This is a genomic window from Pseudomonas macauensis (assembly GCF_047902425.1).
Lineage (GTDB): Bacteria > Pseudomonadota > Gammaproteobacteria > Pseudomonadales > Pseudomonadaceae > Pseudomonas.
In genome coordinates, this window is sequence record NZ_CP138377.1 from 2,428,319 (window position 1) to 2,448,723 (window position 20,405).

The following is a 20,405-nucleotide window of genomic DNA, read 5'->3' on the forward strand; positions in this document are numbered from 1 at the left end:
CTTGCTCCGCCCTGCGCGCCGAGGCCAGTGCGACTCATACCTTGTAGCGGCGCCCGGCGTACTGCTTCAGCCAGGCCATCAGGCCACGCTGCGGCGCTATCACCGGTTGTTCCACCAGCAGGGCGGCGCTGGCCTTCTGGCGGAAGTCGAGCAGCCGGGTCATGGCTTCGGCGATTTCCTGGCGCGCTTCCAGGCAAGGCCCCAGCACGGCCTTGTCAAGGCGATAGACCGCGCCATCGCTCAAGGCGGTGAACTGCGCCTGCCAGGCGGAGCCGGTGAGCACGCCGGCTTCGCCGATCACCTCGCCCGGCCCCATGCGGCCGGCTTCGAGGGTTTGCCCGTCGTGGGGCAGGGTCACGCTGACCACTCCGGTGTCGATGATCAGCAACTGGTCGCTGACATCGCCGGCCGCCAGCAGCACGTCGCCGGCCTTGAACGGCCGGCGCTGCATGGTGGCCGCCAGTTCGTCCCGTTCGGTATCGGCCAGGGCATCGAACAGGCCGGAGCGCACCAGCAGCGCGCGGGCGCGGGAGGCGTGCTCGCGGGCCGGGATATCGACATCGCTGAGCAGCTCGATGCCGGCGGCCTGCAAGTGGCGGAAGGCCAGGTCGTAAAGCTGGTTGCGCGCCTCGCGCTTCTCGCCCATGGCGGCGACGAAGCCGCTGAGTTCGTATTCCACGCCCTCGGGCGATGACTTGCGTACGCTCACCGTCGGCGCCGGGCTGGCCAGCAACGTGCGGCAGCCGCCCAGGGCGCGTTCCAGCGCCTCGATGGCCTTGCGCGGGCGGACCCGCGGGCTGAGCGTCAGGCTCAGGCTCAAGCCGTAGAGGTTCGCCGGCCGGCTGAGGTTGAGCAGCTTGGCCTTGGCCGCCAGGGAGTTGGGGACCACCGCCAGGGTACCCTGGGCGGTCTGCAGGTAGGTGGAGCGCCAGTCGATCTCGGTAACCCGGCCCTCGATGCCGTCGATGGAGATCCAGTCGTCCAGCTGGTACGGCTTGGTGGTGTTGAGCACGATGCCGGAGAACACGTCGCTCAGCGTGCTCTGCAACGCAAGGCCGAGGACGATGGCGACCACCCCGGAAGTGGCCAGGAGGCCCTTCACCGGCAGCTCCAGCACGTAGCCGGCGGCGGCGATGCTGGCGATCAGGAAGATCAGCGCGCCGACCACATCCTGCAGCAGCCGCCCGGCGTGGCCGACGCGTTGCACCAGGAGGAAGCCGAGCACCACGGTCAGGCAGCGCGCGGCGAACAGCCACCAGATGATCTGCACGCCGGTGGCGACCAGGTGGCTGGGCAGGTCGTCGGGCCAGGGCGCGGCGCGCAGCGGGTTCATCCCGGCGTTGAACAGCAGCAGGCTGAACAGCAGGAAGCAGAGCACGCGGGCGGTCAGACGCCAATGCGGATGGGCCATGCCGAGCAGGCGCCAGAGCAGCAGGTCGATCAGCAGCAGCGCCGGGGCGGCGAACAGGGGGTGTTGGCTGAGCAGGGCGGGCATCGCGCCTCTCCGTGGGACGATGCGCAAAAGATGGCACAGAAAAACGCTTCTGGCAGCCGTCTCAACCGGCGTTCGGCCGATGCCTCAGCTCCGCCCAGTCAGGCACTTCGATTTCGCCGGCGATCCATGGCGAGCGACTGTCGTTGTCGAACAGCACCAGGGTCTCGCCGTACTCGGGCGTTTCGCCTTCGGGCTTGTCGAGGTTGTGCATCAGGCGGTCGAAGCACTCGCTGTGGGTCACCAGCACCAGGTTGCGGTGGGCGGCCTTGTGCTGGCGGATCTGGCCCAGCAGGTCGTCGTTCTTGCAGGTGAAGAGCCAGTCCTGGCGAGCGACGGTGTGGTCGAACATCAGGTCCGCCGTCTGTGCGGTGCGGGTCAGCGGGCTGCTGTAGATATCGGTGGCCGCCAGGCCGTAGTGGGCGATGGCCCGGCCCAGCCCCTTGGCCATTTCCGCGGCGCGGACGGTGATGCCATCGGCCGCGCCCAGGCAGGGGGCGCTGGTCCGGTCGCAGCGTTCCAGGTGGCGGACCAGCAGGATCACCCGGCCTTGCATCCAGCGTTGCTGAAAGGCGCTGCCGCTGGGGTTGTCCAATGATTCGGGGAGGACCGAGCGCCAGGCGCACAGCGCCAGGGTGATGCCGGTCAGCAACAGGAGGGCCAGGTAGGGGTTTCTGGCGATGGATCGTACGGCGTGTGTGGGGTTCACAGCGATCCCGGGTCAGAGTGCGAATGGACCCATGTTGACCGGCGGGAATGACAAACGTGCTACGGAGTCGATGATTCCACAATTTTCTAGGGCTCGGCTTCCACTACGCTGACCGTGGCCGTGGTCCCGGCGCGCAGGCGGTCGCGCCCGGCGTAGGCGGGGTCGATGGCGATGCGCACCGGGATGCGCTGGGCGAGCTTGACCCAGGTGTAGGTCGGGTTGATGTTGGCCAGCAGGCGGCTGCCGGGCAGGTTCTCGCGGTCGGTGATGGCGAAGGCGATGCTTTGCACGGTGCCGTCGAAGCGCTCGCCGCTCATCAGTTCGATGCGGACCCGGTCGCCTTCGTGAATGCGCGGCAGCTTGGTTTCCTCGAAGTAGCCGCTGACGTGGAAGGAGTCGCTGTCCACCACCGCGACCAGCGCGCTGCCAGCGGTGGCGTAGTCGCCGGCGCGGGTCAGCAGGTTGGTCACGTAGCCGTTCACCGGCGCCAGCACGCGGGTGCGCTCCAGGTCCAGGCGTGCCTGGCGCAGCGCCGCCTCCGCCAGGCTGACGCTGGCCTGGGCCAGGCCCAGGTTGGCCTGTTCGCGCAGCAACTGGGCCTCGGCCACGGACACATCGGTGCTGGCCTTTTCCCATTCCTCGTTGGAGATCGCCGAGCGTGCCTTCAGCTCCCGCCGGCGGACCTCCTCGCTCCTGCGCTGACGCAGCAGCGCCTGGTTGGCGACGATGGATGCCTGCGACTGGCCCAGCGCCGCACGCGCCACTTCCACCGCGCGCTCGGCGTGCTGCACCGCCAGCTCGTAGCGGGCGGGGTCGATCTGCAGCAGCAGGTCGCCCTTGTTCACGTGCTGGTTGTCCTGCACGCGCAGATCGACGATGCGCCCGGTGACATCCGCCGACAGCGACACCACGTCGGCCCGCACGCGGGCGTCGCGGGTCCAGGGCGCGCGGGTGTAGTAGACCCAGGCGTAGCTGCCCAGCACCAGGGCGAGCGCCACCACGGCGAGGGTGATCAGCGGCGGGATCGCCTTGCGGACGTCGAGCATGTCAGTGCAGTGCTCCCATGAGCAGGATCAGGCTGGCGCAGATGCAGCTGTAGAGTGCGCCCTCGAACAGCGCTTCGTGCCAGACCAGACGCAGCACGCCGAGGCGCCGCAGCACCCAGTCCAGCAGCAGGAAGATCGGCAGGGCAAGGAGCAGGGCCTGGGCCAGTGGCGGCAGGTAGACGCCGCCCAGTTCGATATCAACGGGCATGGAGCGGTTGTTCTCCGTGGTCGTCGTGGAAGCGCGCGGCTTCGCTGTAGAGGTCGCGGAAGCGCTCCAGCAGGGCGGCGGCCACCAGCAGTGCCACGCCGCTGACGAACAGTGGGCGCATGGCCTCGCCGCCGGAATGAGAGTCCTGGCCTTGCAGCTCGTCCAGCCCCGTGCCCAGCTCGCGCATGGCCTGCAGGACCCGTTGCAGGGGCGCCGCGGGGGGCTGGTCGAGGCAGGCGGCGAGTTCGTCGAGCACCAGTGACAGGCGTTCGCGCAGCGCTTCCGGCAGGCCGTCGGGGTTGAGGCTCTCGCGCCGCAGCTGGTGCAGCACCACGCCCAGGGTCATGCTCGCCAGGCTGCACTGGAAACGCTCGCCGGACTGGCTGTCGCGGGCCGCCGGCAGCAGCCCGAGCATGATCGCCAGGCGGTCGACCATGCGGCTCTCGAACAGGAAGCGGCGCGACTCGCTGGGCTTTGACAGCAGCACCGCGCGCACCTCGGCACGGGTGCGCCGCGACTGGCGGCGCAGGCGTGCATCCGCATCGAACGGGAAGACCCAGGCGTACACCAGCAACGCCAGTACGCCCGCGCAGACATAGCCGCCGGCGAACTCGAACCATTGCAACGAGGTGTTGATCCAGGCGCCCTGGTTCTGCGGGCCCACCAGCAGGAAGGTGGACAGCCCCAGGCCGATACCGATGCCGGCGGTCTGCGGGTTGGCCAGGCCGACGGCGATCACGTAGAGCAACGGGGTGAGGAACAGCGCGAGCATCTCGAAGTCGCCGACGCTGGGTAGCAGCAGGAACTGCAGCAATGCCGCTGCCACCAGCGCCAGGGCCAGCCCGCGCAGGTATGCCTGGCTGGCCAGCAGGGGGCGCGGGAAGGTCGCCAGCATGGAGCAGAGGATGCCCACCAGGATCATCCCGGCGCGGGCGCCGTCCCAGGCGGTTTCCACCCAGATCCAGCCGGCGCAGCACAGGGCGATGAAGGCGCGGCTGGCGTTCATCGCCGCGAGGTGGAAGTCCAGATGGAGGGAATGGGCCTGGCCGCGGTGGGAGATGCGGTTGCCCGGCCGACCGTCCTGGATTGCATCGCTCAGCTCGATCATCTCGTCCAGCTGCTGCATCAGCCGCGCCTGCTCGATGCGCAGCGCCCAGGCCAGGGAGCGCAGCGAGGTCGGCAGGCCGTCGGCCAGTTCCTCGGCCTGGCGCGCGGCGGCGTCGAAACGCTGGCGCAGGCGGGTGATACGCTTGCGCACCGGGGCGGGCAGGGCACGGCCGTACTCGGCCAGTTCTTCCAGGCAGGCCAGTTCATCCTCGCGCAGACGCTGCACCGACTCCGGGATCGGTCCCGTGAGGCGGGCCTGGATCAGCTTGCGCTGGCGGCGCAGGATGGCCAGCCGCGAGGTCATCAGCACCAGCTGGTTGGCCAGCAGCTGCACCAGCTCGTCGGCGCCGCGCAGGCGCGGCGCATCGAAGTAGAGGTGGCGGCGCAGCATTTCCAGTGCGGAGATTTCGCCCAGCAACTGAATCTGCCGTTGCTGGAAATCCTCTTCGGCTTCCTCGCCGCGAATCACCGCCGCGGCATGCACGGCGATCAGCCGGATCAACTGGTCGACCTTGGCGAAATAGCCCCGCGCCACGCTCTGCGGACGGGCGAAGAACAGGCTGACCAGGGTCACGCAGGCCACCCCGAGCAGGGTCTCGGTGACCCGGGTGATGGCCAGGGTATAGGTTGAGTCGGGGGCGGGCTGGGCCAGCAGGGCGACGATCACCGCGGTGAAGCCGCTGAGCACGAAGGCGTGGGAGTGGGTGAAGCGCAGCAGGGTGCCGCCGGCGGTGCAGATCGCCAGCCAGGCCGCCAGGGTGACGATGAAGGGCAACGGCGCCTGCGGGAACAGCGCCATGATCGCCACGGCGACGATGGCGCCGATGGTGGTGCCGATCACCTGGGAGAAACTTTTCTGCAAGGTCATGCCGGCCAGCGGGGTGCTGATGATCACCACCGTCATGGTCGCCCACTTGGGCTGCTCCAGGTCCAGCAGGAACGCCAGGTACAGGGTCAACAGCCCGGCCAGCACGGTGCGCAGGGCGAACAACAGGGTGTCCCTGCCCGGATGAATGACAGCGCGCAGATACAGCAGCAGCGATGGCATGCCGGCCCCCTCGTGTCGACGTGACGAAAACCCCGGCGCAGGGCCGGGGCTGGTCAAAACAGTGTGGTCGAGGATTGCCGAGGTTGCGGGATTTCTTCGCGCTTCAGCCGACGCTGTCCAGCGATTGCGCCAGGCGCTCCTGGATGAAGTCGAGGAAGCACTGGATGCGCAGAGCCAGCTGCGAGTTGCGGTAGTACACCGCGTGGATTGGCTGGCGGCGTTCGCTGGTCAGCTCCGGCAGCACGCGCACCAGGCGTCCGGCCTGGATGTCGGCGCAGGTCATGAAACTCGCCAGGCAGGCGATGCCCTGGCCGCTCAGGGCCAGCTGGCGCAGGGTCTCGCCACTGGAGGCGGAGAGCCGCGGGGTGATCGCCAGGGTGTCGCCGCCGGCATGCCGCAGCGGCCAGATGTTCAGCGCCTCCGGCTGGGTGAAGCCGAGCAGCGTGCGGCCCAGCAGGTCGTCCAGGTCGGCCGGCATGCCGTGGCGTTCCAGGTACTCCGGCGAGGCCAGCAGGTTCAGCCGGCTGCTGCCCAGGGGACGGGCGTGCAGGCTGGAGTCGGCGAGCTGGCCGATGCGGATGGCGATGTCGGTGCTCTGTTCCAGCAGGTCGATGTTCAGGTCGTTGGTGTTGAGCTGCAGTTCGATGTCCGGGTAGCGCTCGCGGAAGGCGCCGATGTGCGGCACCACGGCGTGCAGCATGAAGGGCGAGGCGGCGTTGATCCGCAGGCGCCCGGCGGGGGATTGCTGGCGCAGGGCGAGGCGTTCTTCGAGGGCATCCATCTGTTCGAGGATGTGCCGCGCGTGCTCGAGGAAGAACTCGCCTTCTTCGGTGAGTTTCATCCGCCGCGTGGTGCGGTTGAGCAGGGTGGTGCCGAGCTTTTCCTCCAGCTTCGACAGCGCACGGCTGACCGCCGAGGGGGTCAGCCCCAGTTGCTCGGCGGCGGCAGTGATGGAGCCGCAGTCGATCACCGTGGCGAAGGTCTTGAGTTCGTCGGAGTGGGCTTTCATCGGCGGGCCTGTTGGGGAGCGGCGGGGTGGATTGTAAGAGTGTGATCGGTGCGTTGGATTGAAGATTTGATGTCCCTTGTAGGAGCGGACCTTGTCCGCGATCACGGTCATGGCCCGCTCCTACGAAGAGCCGTCCAGCGCCCGCGCAAGTGCGCTCGGCGCCAGCCGTGCCCTTCAGCAATCAGAACGTCCCCGGATAAGCCCCGCCATCGAGCAACAGGTTCTGCCCGGTCAGATAGCCCGCCTGCGCGCTGCACAGGAAGGCGCAGAACGAGCCGAATTCCTCGGCGGTGCCGAAGCGACCGGCGGGAATCGCCTTGCGCTCGGCATCTACCAGTTCACCCTCGTCACGCCCGCTGAGTTCGGCGGCACGCTGGAGGCCGCTGCGCAAACGGTCGGTATCGAAGGAGCCGGGCAGCAGGCCGTTGATGGTGACGTTGCAGCCGGCCACCCGAGGCTGACGGGCGAGGCCGGCGACGAAACCGGTCAGGCCGCTGCGTGCGCCGTTGGACAGGCCGAGCGTGTCGATCGGTGCCTTCACTGCGCCGGAGGTGATGTTGACGATGCGTCCGAAGCCGCGCGCAGCCATGCCGTCCACCGTGGCCTTGATCAGCTCGATGGGGGTGAGCATGTTCAGGTCCAGGGCGCGCAGCCAGTCCTCGCGTTCCCAGTTGCGGAAGTCGCCGGGCGGCGGGCCGCCGGCGTTGTTGACCAGGATGTCCACCTGCGGACAGGCCGCCAGCAGCGCGGCGCGTACATCCGGGTCGCTGATGTCGCCGGCCACCTCGCGCACTTCCACGCCCAGCTGGCGTAGTTCGGCGGCGGTGGCGGCGAGGGTATCGACGTCGCGGGCGTTGATCGCCAGGTTCACGCCTTCGCGGGCCAGTGCCAGGGCGCAGCCCTTGCCCAGGCCCTTGCTGGCGGCGCAGACCACGGCCCAGCGGCCCTTGATGCCTAGATCCATGAGGTTCTCCTGTTCGGTGTGAGTGGCCGGAGCGTCAGGTTATCGGTCAATTCCACGCGCGGCGGGGCTGAGATGTAGGGCGTATAACGTTCGACGTTATACGCCGTTTGACCATGGCCGCCGAGCGCTGCAGGGCTGGCCACGGAGCCGCACTTTCAGGACTCTCCTGGCTTGGCCAAGGCACCGGCGATACGCAGGGTGTATCGGCGTACAACCGCGAACGGTTGTACGCCCTACGACGTGACCGCCGGGGCCGGCAGCAGACTGATCCATTTACCGCTCCCCTGGCCGGACTTCAAGCGGCGCAGTGCTTCGGGCAACTCGGCGAACTCGAAGAACTGCTTCGCCGGCGGCTGCAAGCGCCCGTCGGCGACGCCCTGCATCAGGCTGGCGGCGGCGCGGCGCAGCTCCCGCCAGTCCAGCGCATCGCCGTGGGCATGGATGCTGTTGAGCGCCACTTCATGTAGCGAGAGGGCGCTACTGAAGGCCGGCAGCGGGGCATGTTCCTGGCGGTCCTGGATGCACACCAGGTGGCCGTTGTAGCCCAGCAGCGGAGCGAGGCTGGCGGCGTGGCTGCCGCTGACGGTGTCGAACACCCCGTGCAGGCGGCGCGGGCCGAGGGCGTCGCGCAGGCGTGCGGACCATTGCGCGTCGCGGTAGTCGAAGACGCCGGCGATGCCCAGTTGCAGCAGGTGTTCACGGTGCTTCGGCGCGGCCGTCACCCACACGCGCAAGCCGCGCTGCACGGCCAGTTGCGCGAGCAGATAGCCGACTGCGCCACCGGCGCCAGTCACCAATACGTCACGGTTGTCGCAGGCTGGCAGCTTGTCCAGCGCCTGCCAGGCGGTCAGGCCGGGGCAGGGCAGGCTGGCGGCGGTGGCGTCGTCCAGTGCGTCCGGCACCGGGTACACCGCGTGGGCGCGCAGCAGGGTGTATTCGGCGAAGCTGCCGCCACGGGGCAGCGCCTGGTGGTAGGCAACACGGGTGCCGACCCGCAGGTTCACCGCGCTGCCGGCAGCTACGACCAGGCCAACGCCATCCACGCCAGGCACCTGGCCTTGCTGCCAGTCGTCACGACCCCAGTCGATCATCTTCCAGTCCACCGGGTTCAGCGCGATGGCGGTGTTGGCCAGCAGCACCTCGTCCGGGCCGGGGATGGGCAGCGGCAGACGCGCCAGCTTCAGGCCGTCGAGGCTGGCGCCGGGCGTCCAGGTCCAGGCGGCATAGTCGTTGAGGGCATAGTCATTGAGATAGCTGGTTGCACTCATGAAGATTCCTTGGGAACGGGAAAGCCGCCCGGAAGGGGCGGCTGACTGCGGGTGATCGATCAGTCCCAGGCCGGGGCCAGGCTTTCCGGGCTGGTGATGCGCTCGTTGCGATCCAGCGCGGCGATGGCGGCCATGTCGGCGTCGGTCAGGCGCAGGTCGACGGAGCGCAGATTGCTTTCCAGGTTTTCACGCTTGGTGGACGACGGGATCACCGAGTAGCCGAGCTGCATCGCCCAGGCCAGGGTCACCTGCGCCGGTGTGGCGCCGTGGCGTCCGGCGATTTCGTCGATCACCGGGTCGCTTAGCACCTTGCCGTAGCCCAGGGTCATGTAGGAGGTGAGGTGGATGCCCTGGCTCCGGGCGAACTCCGCCACCTTGCGGTTCTGCAGGTAGGGGTGCAGTTCCACCTGGTTGGTGGCGATCTGCCCGGCGCCGACGGCGGCGATGGCTTCCTGCATCAGCGCGATGGTGAAGTTGGACACGCCGATCTCACCGGTCAGGCCCTGGGCCTTGGCTTCGGCCAGGGCGCCCATGAACTCGGCGACCGGCACTTGCCCCTTGGGCGAGGGCCAGTGGATCAGGGTCAGCTCGACGCGGTCGGTGCGCAGCTTGTGCAGGCTGTCCTTGAGGCTGGGGATCAGCTTGTCGGCGGTGTAGTTCTCGGTCCAGATCTTGGTGGTCAGGTACAGCTCGTCACGCTTGACCCTGGCGCCTGCGATGGCTTCGCCGACGTCGGCTTCGTTGCCGTAGATCTGCGCGGTGTCGATGGCGCGGTAGCCCAGGTCGATGGCGGTGCGGATCGAGTCGATGACGGTCTGGCCCTTGAGGCGGAAGGTGCCGAGGCCGAAGGCGGGTACGCTCATGGAGGAACTCCTTGTAGTCGATCAGTGAGTGGGAACCGCGCCGGGGGCGGTCGGTTCCATGGATGTGCGACGGTCCAGACGGCCGCTCAGGGCGGTCAGGCCGAAGGCGGCGAGCGTTACCACGGCGGCGATCCAGGGCGTATGGCCCAGGCCCAGGTGGCTCACCACCAGTCCGCCGGCCCAGGAACCGCCAGCCACGCCGAGGTTGAACGCGGCGATGTTGAAGCCGGCGGCCACGTCTACCGCTTCCGGCGCCACACGCTCGGCCTGCTGCACCACGTAGACCTGCAGGCCGGGCACGTTGCCGAAGGCCACGGCGCCCCACGCCAGTACGGTCAGTACCACCAGCCACGGGTTGCCGGCAGTGAAGGTCAGTACCAGCAGCACCGCCGCCAGCAGGCCGAAGATGATCTTCAGCGCGCTCACCGGGCCGCGTTTGTCGGCCAGGCGACCGCCCCAGATATTGCCGATGGCCACCGAGACACCGTAGGCCAGGAGTACGGCGCCGACCATGTTCGGGCTGAAACCGGCCAGGTCCTGGAGGATGGGCGCGAGGAAGGTGAAGGCGATCAGCGAGCCGCCGTAACCCACGGCGGTCATCGCGTAGACCAGCAGCAGGCGCGGCTGCAGCAGTACGCGGGCCTGGCGCAGCAGCGGGGCCGGCGGGGTGTGCTGGATGTTCTTCGGCACGAACAGCAGGCTGCCGAGCAGGGCGATCACGCCGAAGGCGGCGACCGCGAGGAAGGTCACGCGCCAGCCCAGGTGCTGGCCGATGAAGGTGCCCAGCGGGATGCCGGTGACGAAGGCCACGGTCATGCCGCTGAACATGGTGGCGATGGCGCTGGCGGCCTTGTCCTTGCTCACCAGGTTGGTGGCGATGATCGAGCCGACCGAGAAGAACACGCCGTGGGCGAGGCCGGTGAGGATGCGGGCGATGATCAGCGATTCATAACTCGGCGCCTGCCAGGCCACCAGGTTGCCAACGGTGAACAGCGCCATCAGGCCGACCAGCAGCGCCTTGCGCGGGATGCGGCCGGTGAGGGCGGTGAGCAGCGGGGCGCCGATGGCCACGCTGAGGGCGTAAAGGCTGACCAGCAGGCCGGCGGAGGGCAGGGTGACGCCCAGGTCGCCGGCGATGGTGGGGATCAGGCCGACGATGACGAACTCCGTCGTGCCGATGGCGAAGGCGCTCAGGGTCAGCGCCAGGAGTGCGAGGGGCATGAGGTGGGACTCCGGATAGTGGAATGCGATGGAGGGCATTCTCCCTATTCGGTCCCTTGAGAAAAACGCGGCGAACGGCAAAGGATAGTTGATCTGAATTCACAAATTGATCGTCCGTCTAAGCTGGAACGATCCATGACGAGGATTCAGCCATGCATTACACCGGCACCTGTCACTGCGGCGCGGTGGCCTTCGCCTTCGAGGCGGAACTGGATGAACTGGTGCGCTGCGACTGTTCGCTGTGCGCGAAACGCAATGCGTTGATGGCGACTGTGCCGAAAGGCCAGTTCCGCATTACTCGCGGCGAGCAGGCGTTGTGCCTGTATCGCTGGAACAGCGGGGTGGCGATGCATTACTTCTGCGGGACGTGCGGGGTCTACGTCTATCACCAGCGGCGCAGTAATCCGGGGCTGCTGAGTGTGAATGCCTGCTGCATCGATGGGTTCGATCCGGAGTCGCTGCCCGTGCGGCGGGTGGATGGCAGGAGCATGAGCACCGTTGCGGAGCAGAAGAAATTGTAGGAGCGGGCCATGCCCGCGATCGCGGACGAAGTCCGCTCCTATGCCGGCGCCTGGCAACAGTCACTCCCGGGGGCCTCGAATTCCTCCGCTGTGGATTTCGCGGACAAGGGCTAGGCGCCCCGTCGCTCCTACGGGAGCGCAGCTCCGCTCTGGCTCTCTAAGGCTTCCAGAGAAATCTCCGCACGCACCGGAGCGCCCCTGAAACTCCGATGGAGCGAGGGGAGTCCCGCGAAGCGGGACCCGGATGGTGGGGCAAAGACCTTTGGTTACTTTCTGTGGGGCGGCCATCCGTAGTTTGAGAAAGTGACTCGCCCGAGGGGGCGAAACAAGGACTATCAACACACGCCAAAGCGGCGCAGAAATACCCAAACTCAATGCATCGCGGACAAACTCCGTTCCTATCCCGGCGAAAACCAACCGCCCACAAAAAAGCCCCGCATTGCGCGGGGCTCTTTCATTCACTCGTCACTCAAGCGTGCGGACGCAGCTCGGTGCTCAGGCCGGCCTGGGCGATCGTTGCAATCGCCTGCTCACGGGCGGCCTCGGAGTCGTACAGCTTGCTCTTCAGCAGTTCTGCACCGGTGTTATCGCGGATCACGAAGAAATTCTTGCCACCCGGCGACATCTGCCGCTTGAAGCGATCGACGCTGCCGCAGCAGCTGCGGAGGCTGCCGATGGCCTGCTCGGCTGCCTCCTGTGTCGGGTAGGCGAGACTTTCCAGCAGGGTGCCGTGGGCGCTGTTCTTGAGAAGAAAACGGTGGTTGCCGCTGCTGAGTTCCTTGATTTCATACCAACCGGGCATGTGTTGCTCCATATATCCGGTGTCAACGACCTGCGGGTGCTCCCGCAGGGTGACAGGCCAGTTTAGGAGGACGGACGTTCTATTTGTATAGGAAAAGTCCTACGAATCAGAGGGTTACTGTGTCAATTTGTCTCCGCAGCTCGCCGGTGCGCCGGGCACCAGGCTGCAGCGACGGTTTGGGAGGCGGGAAATCGCGGGCAAGAAAAAGCCCCGCGCTGGGCGGGGCTTCTTCCTTATCTACCGAGCTGGCGGGCTATCAGTTGCCCGCAGCAGCGGCGGCGGTCATGTCCGACACGCTCTCGCCACGGTGCTGGCTGAACTGCGGAGCCAGGGAGCCGACGATCATGCCGATGGCGCTGCAGATCAGGCCGACCAGCTGCGGCGGCCAGAAGTCGCCTTCCTGGTAGCCCAGCTCCAGCGACACCCAGCCGATCAGGCCGCAGGCGATGGCGGTCAGGGCACCCTGGGTGGTGGCGCGCTTCCAGAACAGGCCGAAGAACAGCGGTACCACGGCGGCGACCAGGGTCACCTTGTAGGCGTTGCCGACCATCTCGTAGATGCTGGCGTTGGAGAACAGCGCGAACACACAGGTGGCGACGGTCATTGCCAGCACGCTGCAACGCATGGCCAGCAGGGCCTGACGGTCAGTCATGTTGGGCAGGAAGTGCTTGACGATGTTTTCGGTCAGGGTCACCGACGGGGCCAGCAGGGCGCCCGAGGCGGAGGACATGATGGCCGAGAGCAGGGCGCCGAAGAACATGATCTGGGCGAACAGCGGGGTACGTTCCATGATCAGGTGCGGCAGGATCTGCTGGGAGTCTTCGGCCAGCCAGTGCTTGACCATCTCCGGATCGATCATCTGCGCGGCGTAGATCAGGAAGATCGGCAGCATGCAGAAGGTCAGGTAGCAGCAGGCACCGGTCATGGTGGCGCGCGAGGCGATCTTCTCGGTCTTGGCCGACATCACGCGGGCATACACGTCCTGCTGCGGGATCGAGCCGAACATCATGGTCACCGCGGCGCCGAGGAAGGCGACGATATCCTTGGCCGAGGTGCCGTGCAGGAAGGTGAACTTGCCTTCGCTGGCGGCGTGGCTGATCACGTTGACCGGGCCACCGGCCATGCCGCCGATCAGCCAGACCAGGTAGAACAGGCCGGCGACGATGATGATCATCTGCAGGAAGTCGGTCAGTGCAACGGACCACATACCGCCGAACAGGGTGTGCAGCAGGACGATCACGGTGCCGATGATCATGCCCTGGGTGGTGGTGATGCCGCCGTCGGAGAGCACGCTGAAGACCACGCCCAGCGCGGTGATCTGCGCGGCGACCCAGCCCATGTAGGAAATGATGATCACCAGGCTGGTGAAGATTTCCACGTGCTGGCCGAAGCGCTTGCGGAAGAAGTCACCGATGGTCAGCAGGTTCAGGCGATAGAGCGGGCGGGCGAAGATCATGCCCACCAGCATCAGGCAGCCGAACGAGCCGAACGGGTCTTCGATGATCCCGGCGAAGCCTTCTTCGAGGAAGGTGGCCGGAATGCCCAGGACGGCTTCGGAGCCGAACCAGGTGGCGAAGACCATGGTGACGACGAGGGGGAAGGACATGCTTCGGCCGGCAGCCGCGTAGTCCGAGGAATTGTGTACGCGGGTGGTAGCGTAGAAACCGACAGCTACGGTGATCAGCAGATACACCGCTACAAACCAGATCAGCATTTGTTCGTTCCGTTGGCTCGCCGCGAACCGCGCCGCCGGGGACGAACCCGGGCAGAGGTGCCGCGACTGACAAGTTGTTTTTGTTGTGTTGCGCGGCAGCGGGTTATCCGGTGCACCAGGCAGGGGGAGCCGGAGAAACGTAACCAGTTGCGTCAACGGGCCGCAGTCTGCCAAATCCGTCAAATATGTCAAACACTTGAATCGCTCATGAGTAAAAAAAATTACATCTCCGGACGGATGGTGCTCTTAAAGGATTGATTTGATTGGCTGCTAACGATTCTGGATGACCCAATAGTCGATTATTTTTTACGACCCCTGTTTGATAAGCAGAACATCTTCCAAGGCGCTAGGCTCTTGGCTCAGGGCATTGCCGAAGGACACTCATGTTCGATCACCCCGACCTCGCGCAATTGCTTTCCAGCTACGGCTATCTGGCGCTGTTCGTCGGCTGCCTGCTGGAGGGCGAGACCATGCTCCTGCTGGCCGGCCTCGCGGCGCACCAGGGGCTGATGGGCTTCGCGCCGGTGCTGTTCTGGGGCTGTGTCGGCGGCACCTGCGGCGACCAGTTGCTGTACTGGGCCGGCCGCCGCGCCGGAGGGCGGGCGCTGCCCTGGCTGCAGCGGCGCGGCCTGGCGGTGGAGCGGGTGACCGGGCTGATCGAGCGTCATCCGCTGCTAGCGATCTTCGCCGTGCGCTTCCTCTACGGCATGCGCCTGGCCGGGCCGCTGCTGATCGGCGCCAGCCGGGTGGCGCCGCTGCGCTTCTTGCTGATCAACCTGTTCGGTGCGTTCTGCTGGGCGCTGGTGTTCGCCAGCGCCGGCTACTGGGCCGGGCAGATGCTGGAGAGCTGGCTGGGCGATCTGAAACCCTACCGGCTGCCGATCCTGGTCGGCGTCGTGCTGCTGGGCGGTGGCTTCGAGCTCTGGCGGCGTCGGCGCGGCCGTCGCGCGCCGTCTTCCGCCGGTAAACCCAGGCAGTGAGCCGTGCCTTGATGTAGAGCGGTTTGGATTCGCGCTCGTGGCGATTAGAATTGCCGCTCTTTTGTTCAAGGATGCAGCCATGAGCCTCTACCAGCCCGGCATTCTCGCCACCCCGGTTCCCGCCCACGCCCGCCACCTTTTCTTCGACCTGACCTCGCTGCAGGACCTGCCGGCCGCCCTGGACCGCCTGGTGCAGTTCGCCGATGGCGAGGCGGCCGTCGTCGGTTTCGGCGAGTCGCTGGTGCGCGCGCTGGGTCGCGGTATCGAGGGTTTGCGCGAGTTTCCGGCAATCGCCGGCGTTGGCGTGGACAACCCGTCCACCCCGCATGCCCTGTGGGTCTGGCTGCGCGGCGAGGAGCGTGGCGAACTGCTGCTGCGCACCCAGCAGGTGCAGGCGCTGTTGGCGCCGGCGCTGGAGCTGGCCACGCTGACCGAAGCCTTCCGCCACGGCGATGGCCATGACCTGACCGGTTACGAGGACGGCACCGAGAACCCGCAGGATGACGACGCGATCGCCGCCGCCATCGTTGACAATGGCGTGGAAGGCCTGGCGGGTGGCAGCTTCGCCGCCATCCAGCAGTGGCGTCACCAGTTGCAGGATTTCGCCGCGCTGCCCCAGGCCGAGCGCGACGACATCATGGGCCGCCGCCTGAGCGACAACGAGGAACTGGAGGACGCGCCGGTGTCCGCCCACGTCAAGCGCACCGCCCAGGAGAGTTTCGACCCCGAGGCCTTCATCGTGCGCCGCTCGATGCCCTGGACCCACGACCAGGACGCCGGACTGATGTTCCTCGCCTTCGGCCGTACCCTCGACGCCTTCGAAGTGCAACTGCGGCGCATGAGCGGCCTGGAAGACGGCATTACCGACGCCCTGTACCGCTTCAGCCGCCCGCTGACCGGCGGCTACTACTGGTGCCCGCCGCGCAAGGATGGTGTGCTGGACCTGCGCGCGCTGCTCGGCTGATCTGTCGCCGCCCGCCGGAAGCCCCGCCACTGAGCGGGGCTTTTTTGTGGGCGCTGCTCGCGAACCGCACGGCACAGACTTCGCCAATGGCCCCCCGATCTTCCACCGAATTGGCTGTTGGCCCTCACCACCTCGGGGCGTAGCGTGGGCTCATCTCCCCACTGCCCGAGGAAAGCGCCATGCCCGCAGTCACTTCCCTGAAACGCCTGTTCGTTGGTCTTGGCCTGGCCCTGAGCCTGCCGGTCTTCGCCCATGGCACCGGCGAAGAGACGGTCACCACCCAGCAGGAGCACAAGCTCCCCGACGCCGCGGGCAAGAAGGGCCTGGTGATCACCGTTGCCTACGAGCCGGGGCAGTCCTCCGACCCCCATGTGCACAGTGGCTCGGTGTTCGCCTACGTGCTCGAAGGTGCGGTGATCTCCCAGCTGGAGGGGCAGAAACCGGTGACCTACCAGGCCGGCCAGTCCTGGTACGAGGCGCCCAACACGCCGCACCTGGTCTCGCGCAACGCCAGCAACCAGAAGCCGGCCAAGTTGCTGGTGTGGATGCTGTTGGACGAGAACGCCCCGGTGCTCACACCGCTGAAGAAGTGAGCGTAGAAAAAAGAACCCCGCGTATTCGCGGGGTTCGTCGTTACGGCTTCAAGCTCACTCCGTCGCGCCGGGTACCTTGCGCGGGGCCATGAAGAACATCCAGGTCAGCGCCAGGAAGTACATGGTCGGGATGATGGTGAACAGCACCGCATAGTTGTTGTGGGTGACGGTGAGGATGTAGCCGACGATCTGGGTCATGAACATGCCACCAATCGCCGCGCACATGCCGCCGAAGCCGAACACCGTGCTCATCATGTGCTTGGGCGTGTAGTCCATCACCAGGCTCCAGATGTTCGCCGTCCACGCCTGGTGTGCACCCACGCCCAGGGCGATGGCGGCCACGGCGATCCACAGGCCGCTGGCCTTGGCGGCGAAGACCACGCCGATTATTGCGCAGGCACAGATGAACATCGACAGCAGGCGCGCATGGATGGCGTTCATGCCGCGGCCGATCAGCCAGGACGACAGGATGCCGCCACCGATGCTGCCGAAGTCCGCGGTCAGCCAGATCAGCATCAGCGGGATGCCCATCTGGGTGACGCTGATCCCCAGGCCGTACTGCTGGTTGAGGAAGGGCGGCAGCCAGTACAGGTAGAACCAGAACACCGGTGCGGTCAGCGAAAGGGCCACGGCGAAGGCCCAGGTGCCGCGCATGCGCAGAATGGCGGAGAAGGGCACGCGCTTGGCTGGCGGCTCGTCGGCTGCCTGGATGTAGTCCAGCTCGCTCTGCTTCACCGTCGGGTGCTCTTCGGGATTGAAGTACTTCAGGCCCCACAGCACCACCCAGACGAAGCCCAGCGCGCTCATGCAGAGGAACGCCGCCTGCCAGCCCCAGGCTGCGAGGATCAGCGGCAGCAGGGCCGGGGTGAGCATGGCGCCGACATTGGTGCCGGCGTTGAAGATGCCGGTGGCCATGGCCCGCTCGCCGGCCGGGAACCACAGGCGCGTGGTCTTCACGCAGGCCGGGTAGTTGGCCGCCTCGGTCAGGCCGAGGATGAAGCGGCAGACCATGAAGCCCGCCGCCGAACTGGCCAGGCCATGGGCGCCGGTGGCGAAGCTCCACAGCAGCACGGCGAAGAAGAACGCACGCTTCACGCCGATGCGGTCGATCAGCCGGCCCTGCAGCACGAAGCCGATGGCGTAGCCGACCTGGAACCAGAAGTTGATGTTGGCGTAGTCCATGGCCGTCCAGGCCATTTTCTCGGCGAGCAGCGGCTGCATCACGCCGAGGGCGGCGCGGTCGATGTAGTTCAGGGTGGTGGCGAAGAACACCAGGGCGAGCATGCCCCAGCGCACCTTGCCGACGGCCATGGCGCCACGCACCTTGCCGAAGAAGGAGGAGCCGTGCGGAGCGACGGCGGCGAGGGGAGCGGATTGCGTATGGATCATGATCGGGGCCATCCGTTTGAGGCTGGCGAGCAGCCTTGGGAATTATTGTTGTGTCGCAAGCCGTGTGCGTCGCCGCCGGGCGGCGGGGAGGGCGAAAAGGCTTGCGTTGGCTGGCGGAAATCAGTGCGTGCGGCGGCGGCCGAGCAACGGGCACAGACCTGGCATCAGGCGGGCCAGGCGGGTTTGCGGAGAGGGAATGGAAGCGGCGGGGCGAAGGTGAGGTACGTACATGAGCAGTTACCCGTTCTTGAAATTGTTATGGATGACACGCAGGCCATCTCGCAGCGGCTCAGGGGCTTCTCCAGGGCAGAGGCAGGTGCCTGGGGAGGCTGCCGGAATGCGTCGACGTGGCTAAATCTTGAGCAGCGGCCGGAACAGCGTCAATTCGATAAACGGCCTTCCGTTCGGTAATCGAACACAAAACTAACCAGTTAGTACACTTTAAATTGCTGCGAGCCCCGGCCGCCAGAATAATCGAGCCAAGCCGGGGAGCCTTCCGACAAGACCCCTAACCAGTCCCGGCAGGAGTCATGAGATGCAGCGTTCGATCGCCACCGTTTCCCTCAGCGGAACCCTGCCGGACAAGCTCGAAGCCATCGCCGCCGCCGGGTTCGACGGTGTGGAAATCTTCGAGAACGATCTCCTTTACTACGGCGGCAGCCCGCGCGACGTGCGCCGGCTCTGCACCGACCTGGGCCTGGCGATCACCCTGTTCCAGCCGTTCCGCGACTTCGAGGGTTGCCGCCGCGACCGCCTGCCGCGCAACCTCGACCGCCTGGAGCGCAAGTTCGACCTGATGCAGGAGCTGGGCACGGACCTGGTGCTGATGTGCAGCAACGTCGCCGCCGATTCCCTGGGCGAGCGTGAATTCCTCCTCGAAGACCTCGGGCTCGCCGCCGAACGCGCCGGCGCCCGTGGCCTGCGCGTGGGCTACGAAGCCCTGGCCTGGGGCCGCCACGTGAACACCTGGCAACAGGTCTGGGACCTGGTGCGGGAAGTGAACCATCCGGCCCTGGGCGTGATCCTCGACAGCTTCCACACCCTCTCGCTGAAGGGCGACCCGGCTGGAATCGCGCAGATTCCGGGGGAGAAGATCTTCTTCGTGCAGATGGCCGACGCGCCGATCCTGGCCATGGACGTGCTGGAGTGGAGCCGGCATTTCCGTAACTTCCCCGGCCAGGGTGAGTTCGACCTGCCGGGCTTCCTCGCGCCAATCCTCAGGAGCGGCTATCGCGGCCCGCTGTCGCTGGAAGTCTTCAACGACGGCTTCCGTGCCGCGCCGCCGCGCGCCAATGCCGCCGATGGCCTGCGCTCGTTGCTCTATCTCGAAGAGAAGACCCGCGAACGCCTGCACGCCGAAGGCATGCCCCCGGAACAGCTGGACTGCCTGTTCGCGCCGCCGTCGGCCAGTCAGTTGGAGGGCGTGGAGTTCCTCGAATTCGCCGTGGACGAAGCCCTGGGTGCGCGCCTGGGCAACTGGCTGGAGCGCCTGGGTTTCGCCCGCGCCGGCGAACACCGCTCCAAGGCGGTGAGCTTGCTGCGCCAGGGCGACATCAACATCGTGCTCAATGCCGAGCCGTATTCCTTTGGCCACAGCTTCTTCGAGGCTCACGGCCCGTCGCTGTGCGCCACCGCGTTGCGCGTGCGCGATGCCGGCAGCGCCCTGGAGCGGGCGCAGGCCTACAAAGGTCAGCCGTATCGCGGGCTGGTCGGCCCCAACGAGCGGGAGATTCCTGCCGTGCGCGCGCCGGACGGCAGCCTGATCTACCTGGTGGAAGAGCGCGCCGCCGGACAGACCATCTATGACGTGGACTTCCGCCTTGACCCCGATGTCCAGCCCAGCGGTAAGCTGCAGCGCATCGACCACATGGCCATGGCGCTGCCGGCGGACGGTCTGGACAACTGGGTGCTGTTCTACAAGGGTCTGTTCGATTTCGAGGCTGACGACGAAGTGGTGCTGCCCGACCCCTATGGCCTGGTAAAAAGCCGCGCCCTGCGCAGCGCCAACGGCAGCGTGCGCTTGCCGCTGAACATCTCGGAGAACCGCAACACCGCGATCTCTCACGCGTTGTCCAGCTATCGCGGCTCCGGCGTTCACCATATCGCCTTCGCCTGCGACGACATCTTCGCCGAGGTGGAGCGGGCGAAGGATGCCGGGGTGCCGCTGCTGGAAATCCCCCTCAACTACTACGACGACCTGGCCGCGCGCTTCGACTTCGACGACGAGTTCTTGAGCGAGCTGGCCTACTTCAACGTGTTGTACGACCGCGACGCCAGTGGCGGCGAACTGTTCCACGTCTACACCGAGCCCTTCGAGGAGCGCTTCTTCTTCGAGATCATCCAGCGTCGCGGTGGTTACGCCGGCTACGGCGCGGCCAACGTTGCCGTGCGCCTGGCGGCCATGGCCCAGGCACGCAACGGCACCACGCGCCGGCCGCGCGGTTAGGTCGGTACCGTGCTTGGCCTCGGGTGCACTCGGGTCGCATAATCCGCGCACCTACCAGTGC

General features: G+C 66.8%; 18 protein-coding genes. 5 read left to right on the forward strand and 13 right to left on the reverse strand.

The features are described from left to right. Positions 1-34: 34 nt before the first annotated feature. The 10 genes from SD196_RS11545 to SD196_RS11590 form a co-directional block, all read right to left on the reverse strand. Positions 35-1,495, reverse strand: coding sequence for a mechanosensitive ion channel family protein (locus tag SD196_RS11545; protein ID WP_275607508.1), 1,461 nt, complete (start codon positions 1,493-1,495; stop codon positions 35-37). Positions 1,496-1,556: 61 nt separating this feature from the next. Continuing rightward, positions 1,557-2,201, reverse strand: coding sequence for a histidine phosphatase family protein (locus tag SD196_RS11550; protein ID WP_416311478.1), 645 nt, complete (start codon positions 2,199-2,201; stop codon positions 1,557-1,559). 86 nt (positions 2,202-2,287) lie between these two features. Next, positions 2,288-3,247: a biotin/lipoyl-binding protein gene (locus tag SD196_RS11555; protein WP_416311479.1), complete on the reverse strand. Its 960-nt coding sequence runs from the start codon at positions 3,245-3,247 to the stop codon at positions 2,288-2,290. Position 3,248: 1 nt separating this feature from the next. Continuing rightward, positions 3,249-3,455: a DUF1656 domain-containing protein gene (locus SD196_RS11560; RefSeq protein WP_331314316.1), complete on the reverse strand. Its 207-nt coding sequence runs from the start codon at positions 3,453-3,455 to the stop codon at positions 3,249-3,251. Then, the gene (locus tag SD196_RS11565) at positions 3,445-5,610 is read right to left on the reverse strand and encodes an FUSC family protein (RefSeq protein ID WP_416311480.1); all 2,166 of its coding nucleotides are present in this window, start codon (positions 5,608-5,610) and stop codon (positions 3,445-3,447) included. The genes SD196_RS11560 and SD196_RS11565 overlap by 11 nt, the downstream gene beginning before the upstream one ends. A 103-nt stretch (positions 5,611-5,713) precedes the next feature. Continuing rightward, positions 5,714-6,619: a LysR substrate-binding domain-containing protein gene (locus SD196_RS11570; RefSeq protein ID WP_416311481.1), complete on the reverse strand. Its 906-nt coding sequence runs from the start codon at positions 6,617-6,619 to the stop codon at positions 5,714-5,716. 181 nt (positions 6,620-6,800) lie between these two features. Next, positions 6,801-7,583 (reverse strand): SDR family oxidoreductase, encoded by a 783-nt coding sequence (locus tag SD196_RS11575; RefSeq protein WP_416311482.1) that lies wholly within the window; start codon positions 7,581-7,583, stop codon positions 6,801-6,803. A gap of 233 nt (positions 7,584-7,816) precedes the next feature. Continuing rightward, a complete protein-coding gene (locus SD196_RS11580; protein ID WP_331314321.1) occupies positions 7,817-8,851 on the reverse strand; it encodes a zinc-binding dehydrogenase in 1,035 nt (344 codons plus the stop codon). A gap of 59 nt (positions 8,852-8,910) precedes the next feature. Next, complete coding sequence (gene dkgB / locus SD196_RS11585) at positions 8,911-9,714, reverse strand: 2,5-didehydrogluconate reductase DkgB (RefSeq protein ID WP_416311483.1); 804 nt, start codon at positions 9,712-9,714, stop codon at positions 8,911-8,913. A gap of 21 nt (positions 9,715-9,735) precedes the next feature. Further along, on the reverse strand, positions 9,736-10,935 hold the full coding sequence (locus SD196_RS11590; protein ID WP_275607500.1) for an MFS transporter: 1,200 nt from the start codon (positions 10,933-10,935) through the stop codon (positions 9,736-9,738). Between the two features lie 152 nt (positions 10,936-11,087). Here SD196_RS11590 and SD196_RS11595 point away from each other — a divergent pair, with 152 nt between their 5' ends. Next, positions 11,088-11,456: a GFA family protein gene (locus tag SD196_RS11595; RefSeq protein WP_416311484.1), complete on the forward strand. Its 369-nt coding sequence runs from the start codon at positions 11,088-11,090 to the stop codon at positions 11,454-11,456. Positions 11,457-11,925: 469 nt separating this feature from the next. Here the strand turns inward: SD196_RS11595 and SD196_RS11600 are convergent, their stop codons facing one another. Next, positions 11,926-12,258, reverse strand: a complete 333-nt coding sequence (locus SD196_RS11600; protein ID WP_331314328.1) for a DUF1508 domain-containing protein — start codon at positions 12,256-12,258, stop codon at positions 11,926-11,928. A gap of 256 nt (positions 12,259-12,514) precedes the next feature. Further along, complete coding sequence (locus SD196_RS11605) at positions 12,515-13,972, reverse strand: sodium:solute symporter family protein (RefSeq protein WP_331314330.1); 1,458 nt, start codon at positions 13,970-13,972, stop codon at positions 12,515-12,517. Positions 13,973-14,355: 383 nt separating this feature from the next. Here SD196_RS11605 and SD196_RS11610 point away from each other — a divergent pair, with 383 nt between their 5' ends. From SD196_RS11610 to SD196_RS11620, 3 genes are all read left to right on the forward strand, one after another. Beyond that, positions 14,356-14,952, forward strand: a complete 597-nt coding sequence (locus SD196_RS11610; protein WP_275607496.1) for a DedA family protein — start codon at positions 14,356-14,358, stop codon at positions 14,950-14,952. 79 nt (positions 14,953-15,031) lie between these two features. After that, positions 15,032-15,916: a Dyp-type peroxidase gene (locus SD196_RS11615; protein WP_275607495.1), complete on the forward strand. Its 885-nt coding sequence runs from the start codon at positions 15,032-15,034 to the stop codon at positions 15,914-15,916. A gap of 179 nt (positions 15,917-16,095) precedes the next feature. Further along, on the forward strand, positions 16,096-16,509 hold the full coding sequence (locus SD196_RS11620; RefSeq protein WP_416311485.1) for a cupin domain-containing protein: 414 nt from the start codon (positions 16,096-16,098) through the stop codon (positions 16,507-16,509). Positions 16,510-16,563: 54 nt separating this feature from the next. Here the strand turns inward: SD196_RS11620 and SD196_RS11625 are convergent, their stop codons facing one another. Continuing rightward, entirely contained in the window at positions 16,564-17,898 is a 1,335-nt protein-coding gene (locus tag SD196_RS11625) for an MFS transporter (protein WP_416311486.1), read from the reverse strand. A 535-nt stretch (positions 17,899-18,433) separates the two neighbouring features. On the opposite strand from SD196_RS11625, the gene quiC reads away from it, so the two are divergent. Continuing rightward, positions 18,434-20,344 carry a 3-dehydroshikimate dehydratase QuiC gene (gene quiC, locus SD196_RS11630; protein WP_416311487.1) on the forward strand — a complete coding sequence of 637 codons (1,911 nt, stop codon included), beginning with the start codon at positions 18,434-18,436 and terminating at the stop codon, positions 20,342-20,344. Positions 20,345-20,405: the final 61 nt, after the last annotated feature.

Excerpts from the sequence above, each read along its gene's own strand:
- SD196_RS11545 (WP_275607508.1), bottom strand. The coding sequence starts at position 1,495 with ATGCCCGCCCTGCTCAGCCAACACCCCCTGTTCGCCGCCCCGGCGCTG.
- SD196_RS11555 (WP_416311479.1), bottom strand. The coding sequence starts at position 3,247 with ATGCTCGACGTCCGCAAGGCGATCCCGCCGCTGATCACCCTCGCCGTG.
- SD196_RS11560 (WP_331314316.1), bottom strand. The coding sequence starts at position 3,455 with ATGCCCGTTGATATCGAACTGGGCGGCGTCTACCTGCCGCCACTGGCC.
- SD196_RS11565 (WP_416311480.1), bottom strand. The coding sequence starts at position 5,610 with ATGCCATCGCTGCTGCTGTATCTGCGCGCTGTCATTCATCCGGGCAGG.
- SD196_RS11570 (WP_416311481.1), bottom strand. The coding sequence starts at position 6,619 with ATGAAAGCCCACTCCGACGAACTCAAGACCTTCGCCACGGTGATCGAC.
- SD196_RS11575 (WP_416311482.1), bottom strand. The coding sequence starts at position 7,583 with ATGGATCTAGGCATCAAGGGCCGCTGGGCCGTGGTCTGCGCCGCCAGC.
- SD196_RS11580 (WP_331314321.1), bottom strand. The coding sequence starts at position 8,851 with ATGAGTGCAACCAGCTATCTCAATGACTATGCCCTCAACGACTATGCC.
- dkgB (WP_416311483.1), bottom strand. The coding sequence starts at position 9,714 with ATGAGCGTACCCGCCTTCGGCCTCGGCACCTTCCGCCTCAAGGGCCAG.
- SD196_RS11590 (WP_275607500.1), bottom strand. The coding sequence starts at position 10,935 with ATGCCCCTCGCACTCCTGGCGCTGACCCTGAGCGCCTTCGCCATCGGC.
- SD196_RS11595 (WP_416311484.1), top strand. The coding sequence starts at position 11,088 with ATGCATTACACCGGCACCTGTCACTGCGGCGCGGTGGCCTTCGCCTTC.
- SD196_RS11600 (WP_331314328.1), bottom strand. The coding sequence starts at position 12,258 with ATGCCCGGTTGGTATGAAATCAAGGAACTCAGCAGCGGCAACCACCGT.
- SD196_RS11605 (WP_331314330.1), bottom strand. The coding sequence starts at position 13,972 with ATGCTGATCTGGTTTGTAGCGGTGTATCTGCTGATCACCGTAGCTGTC.
- SD196_RS11610 (WP_275607496.1), top strand. The coding sequence starts at position 14,356 with ATGTTCGATCACCCCGACCTCGCGCAATTGCTTTCCAGCTACGGCTAT.
- SD196_RS11615 (WP_275607495.1), top strand. The coding sequence starts at position 15,032 with ATGAGCCTCTACCAGCCCGGCATTCTCGCCACCCCGGTTCCCGCCCAC.
- SD196_RS11620 (WP_416311485.1), top strand. The coding sequence starts at position 16,096 with ATGCCCGCAGTCACTTCCCTGAAACGCCTGTTCGTTGGTCTTGGCCTG.
- SD196_RS11625 (WP_416311486.1), bottom strand. The coding sequence starts at position 17,898 with ATGATCCATACGCAATCCGCTCCCCTCGCCGCCGTCGCTCCGCACGGC.
- quiC (WP_416311487.1), top strand. The coding sequence starts at position 18,434 with ATGCAGCGTTCGATCGCCACCGTTTCCCTCAGCGGAACCCTGCCGGAC.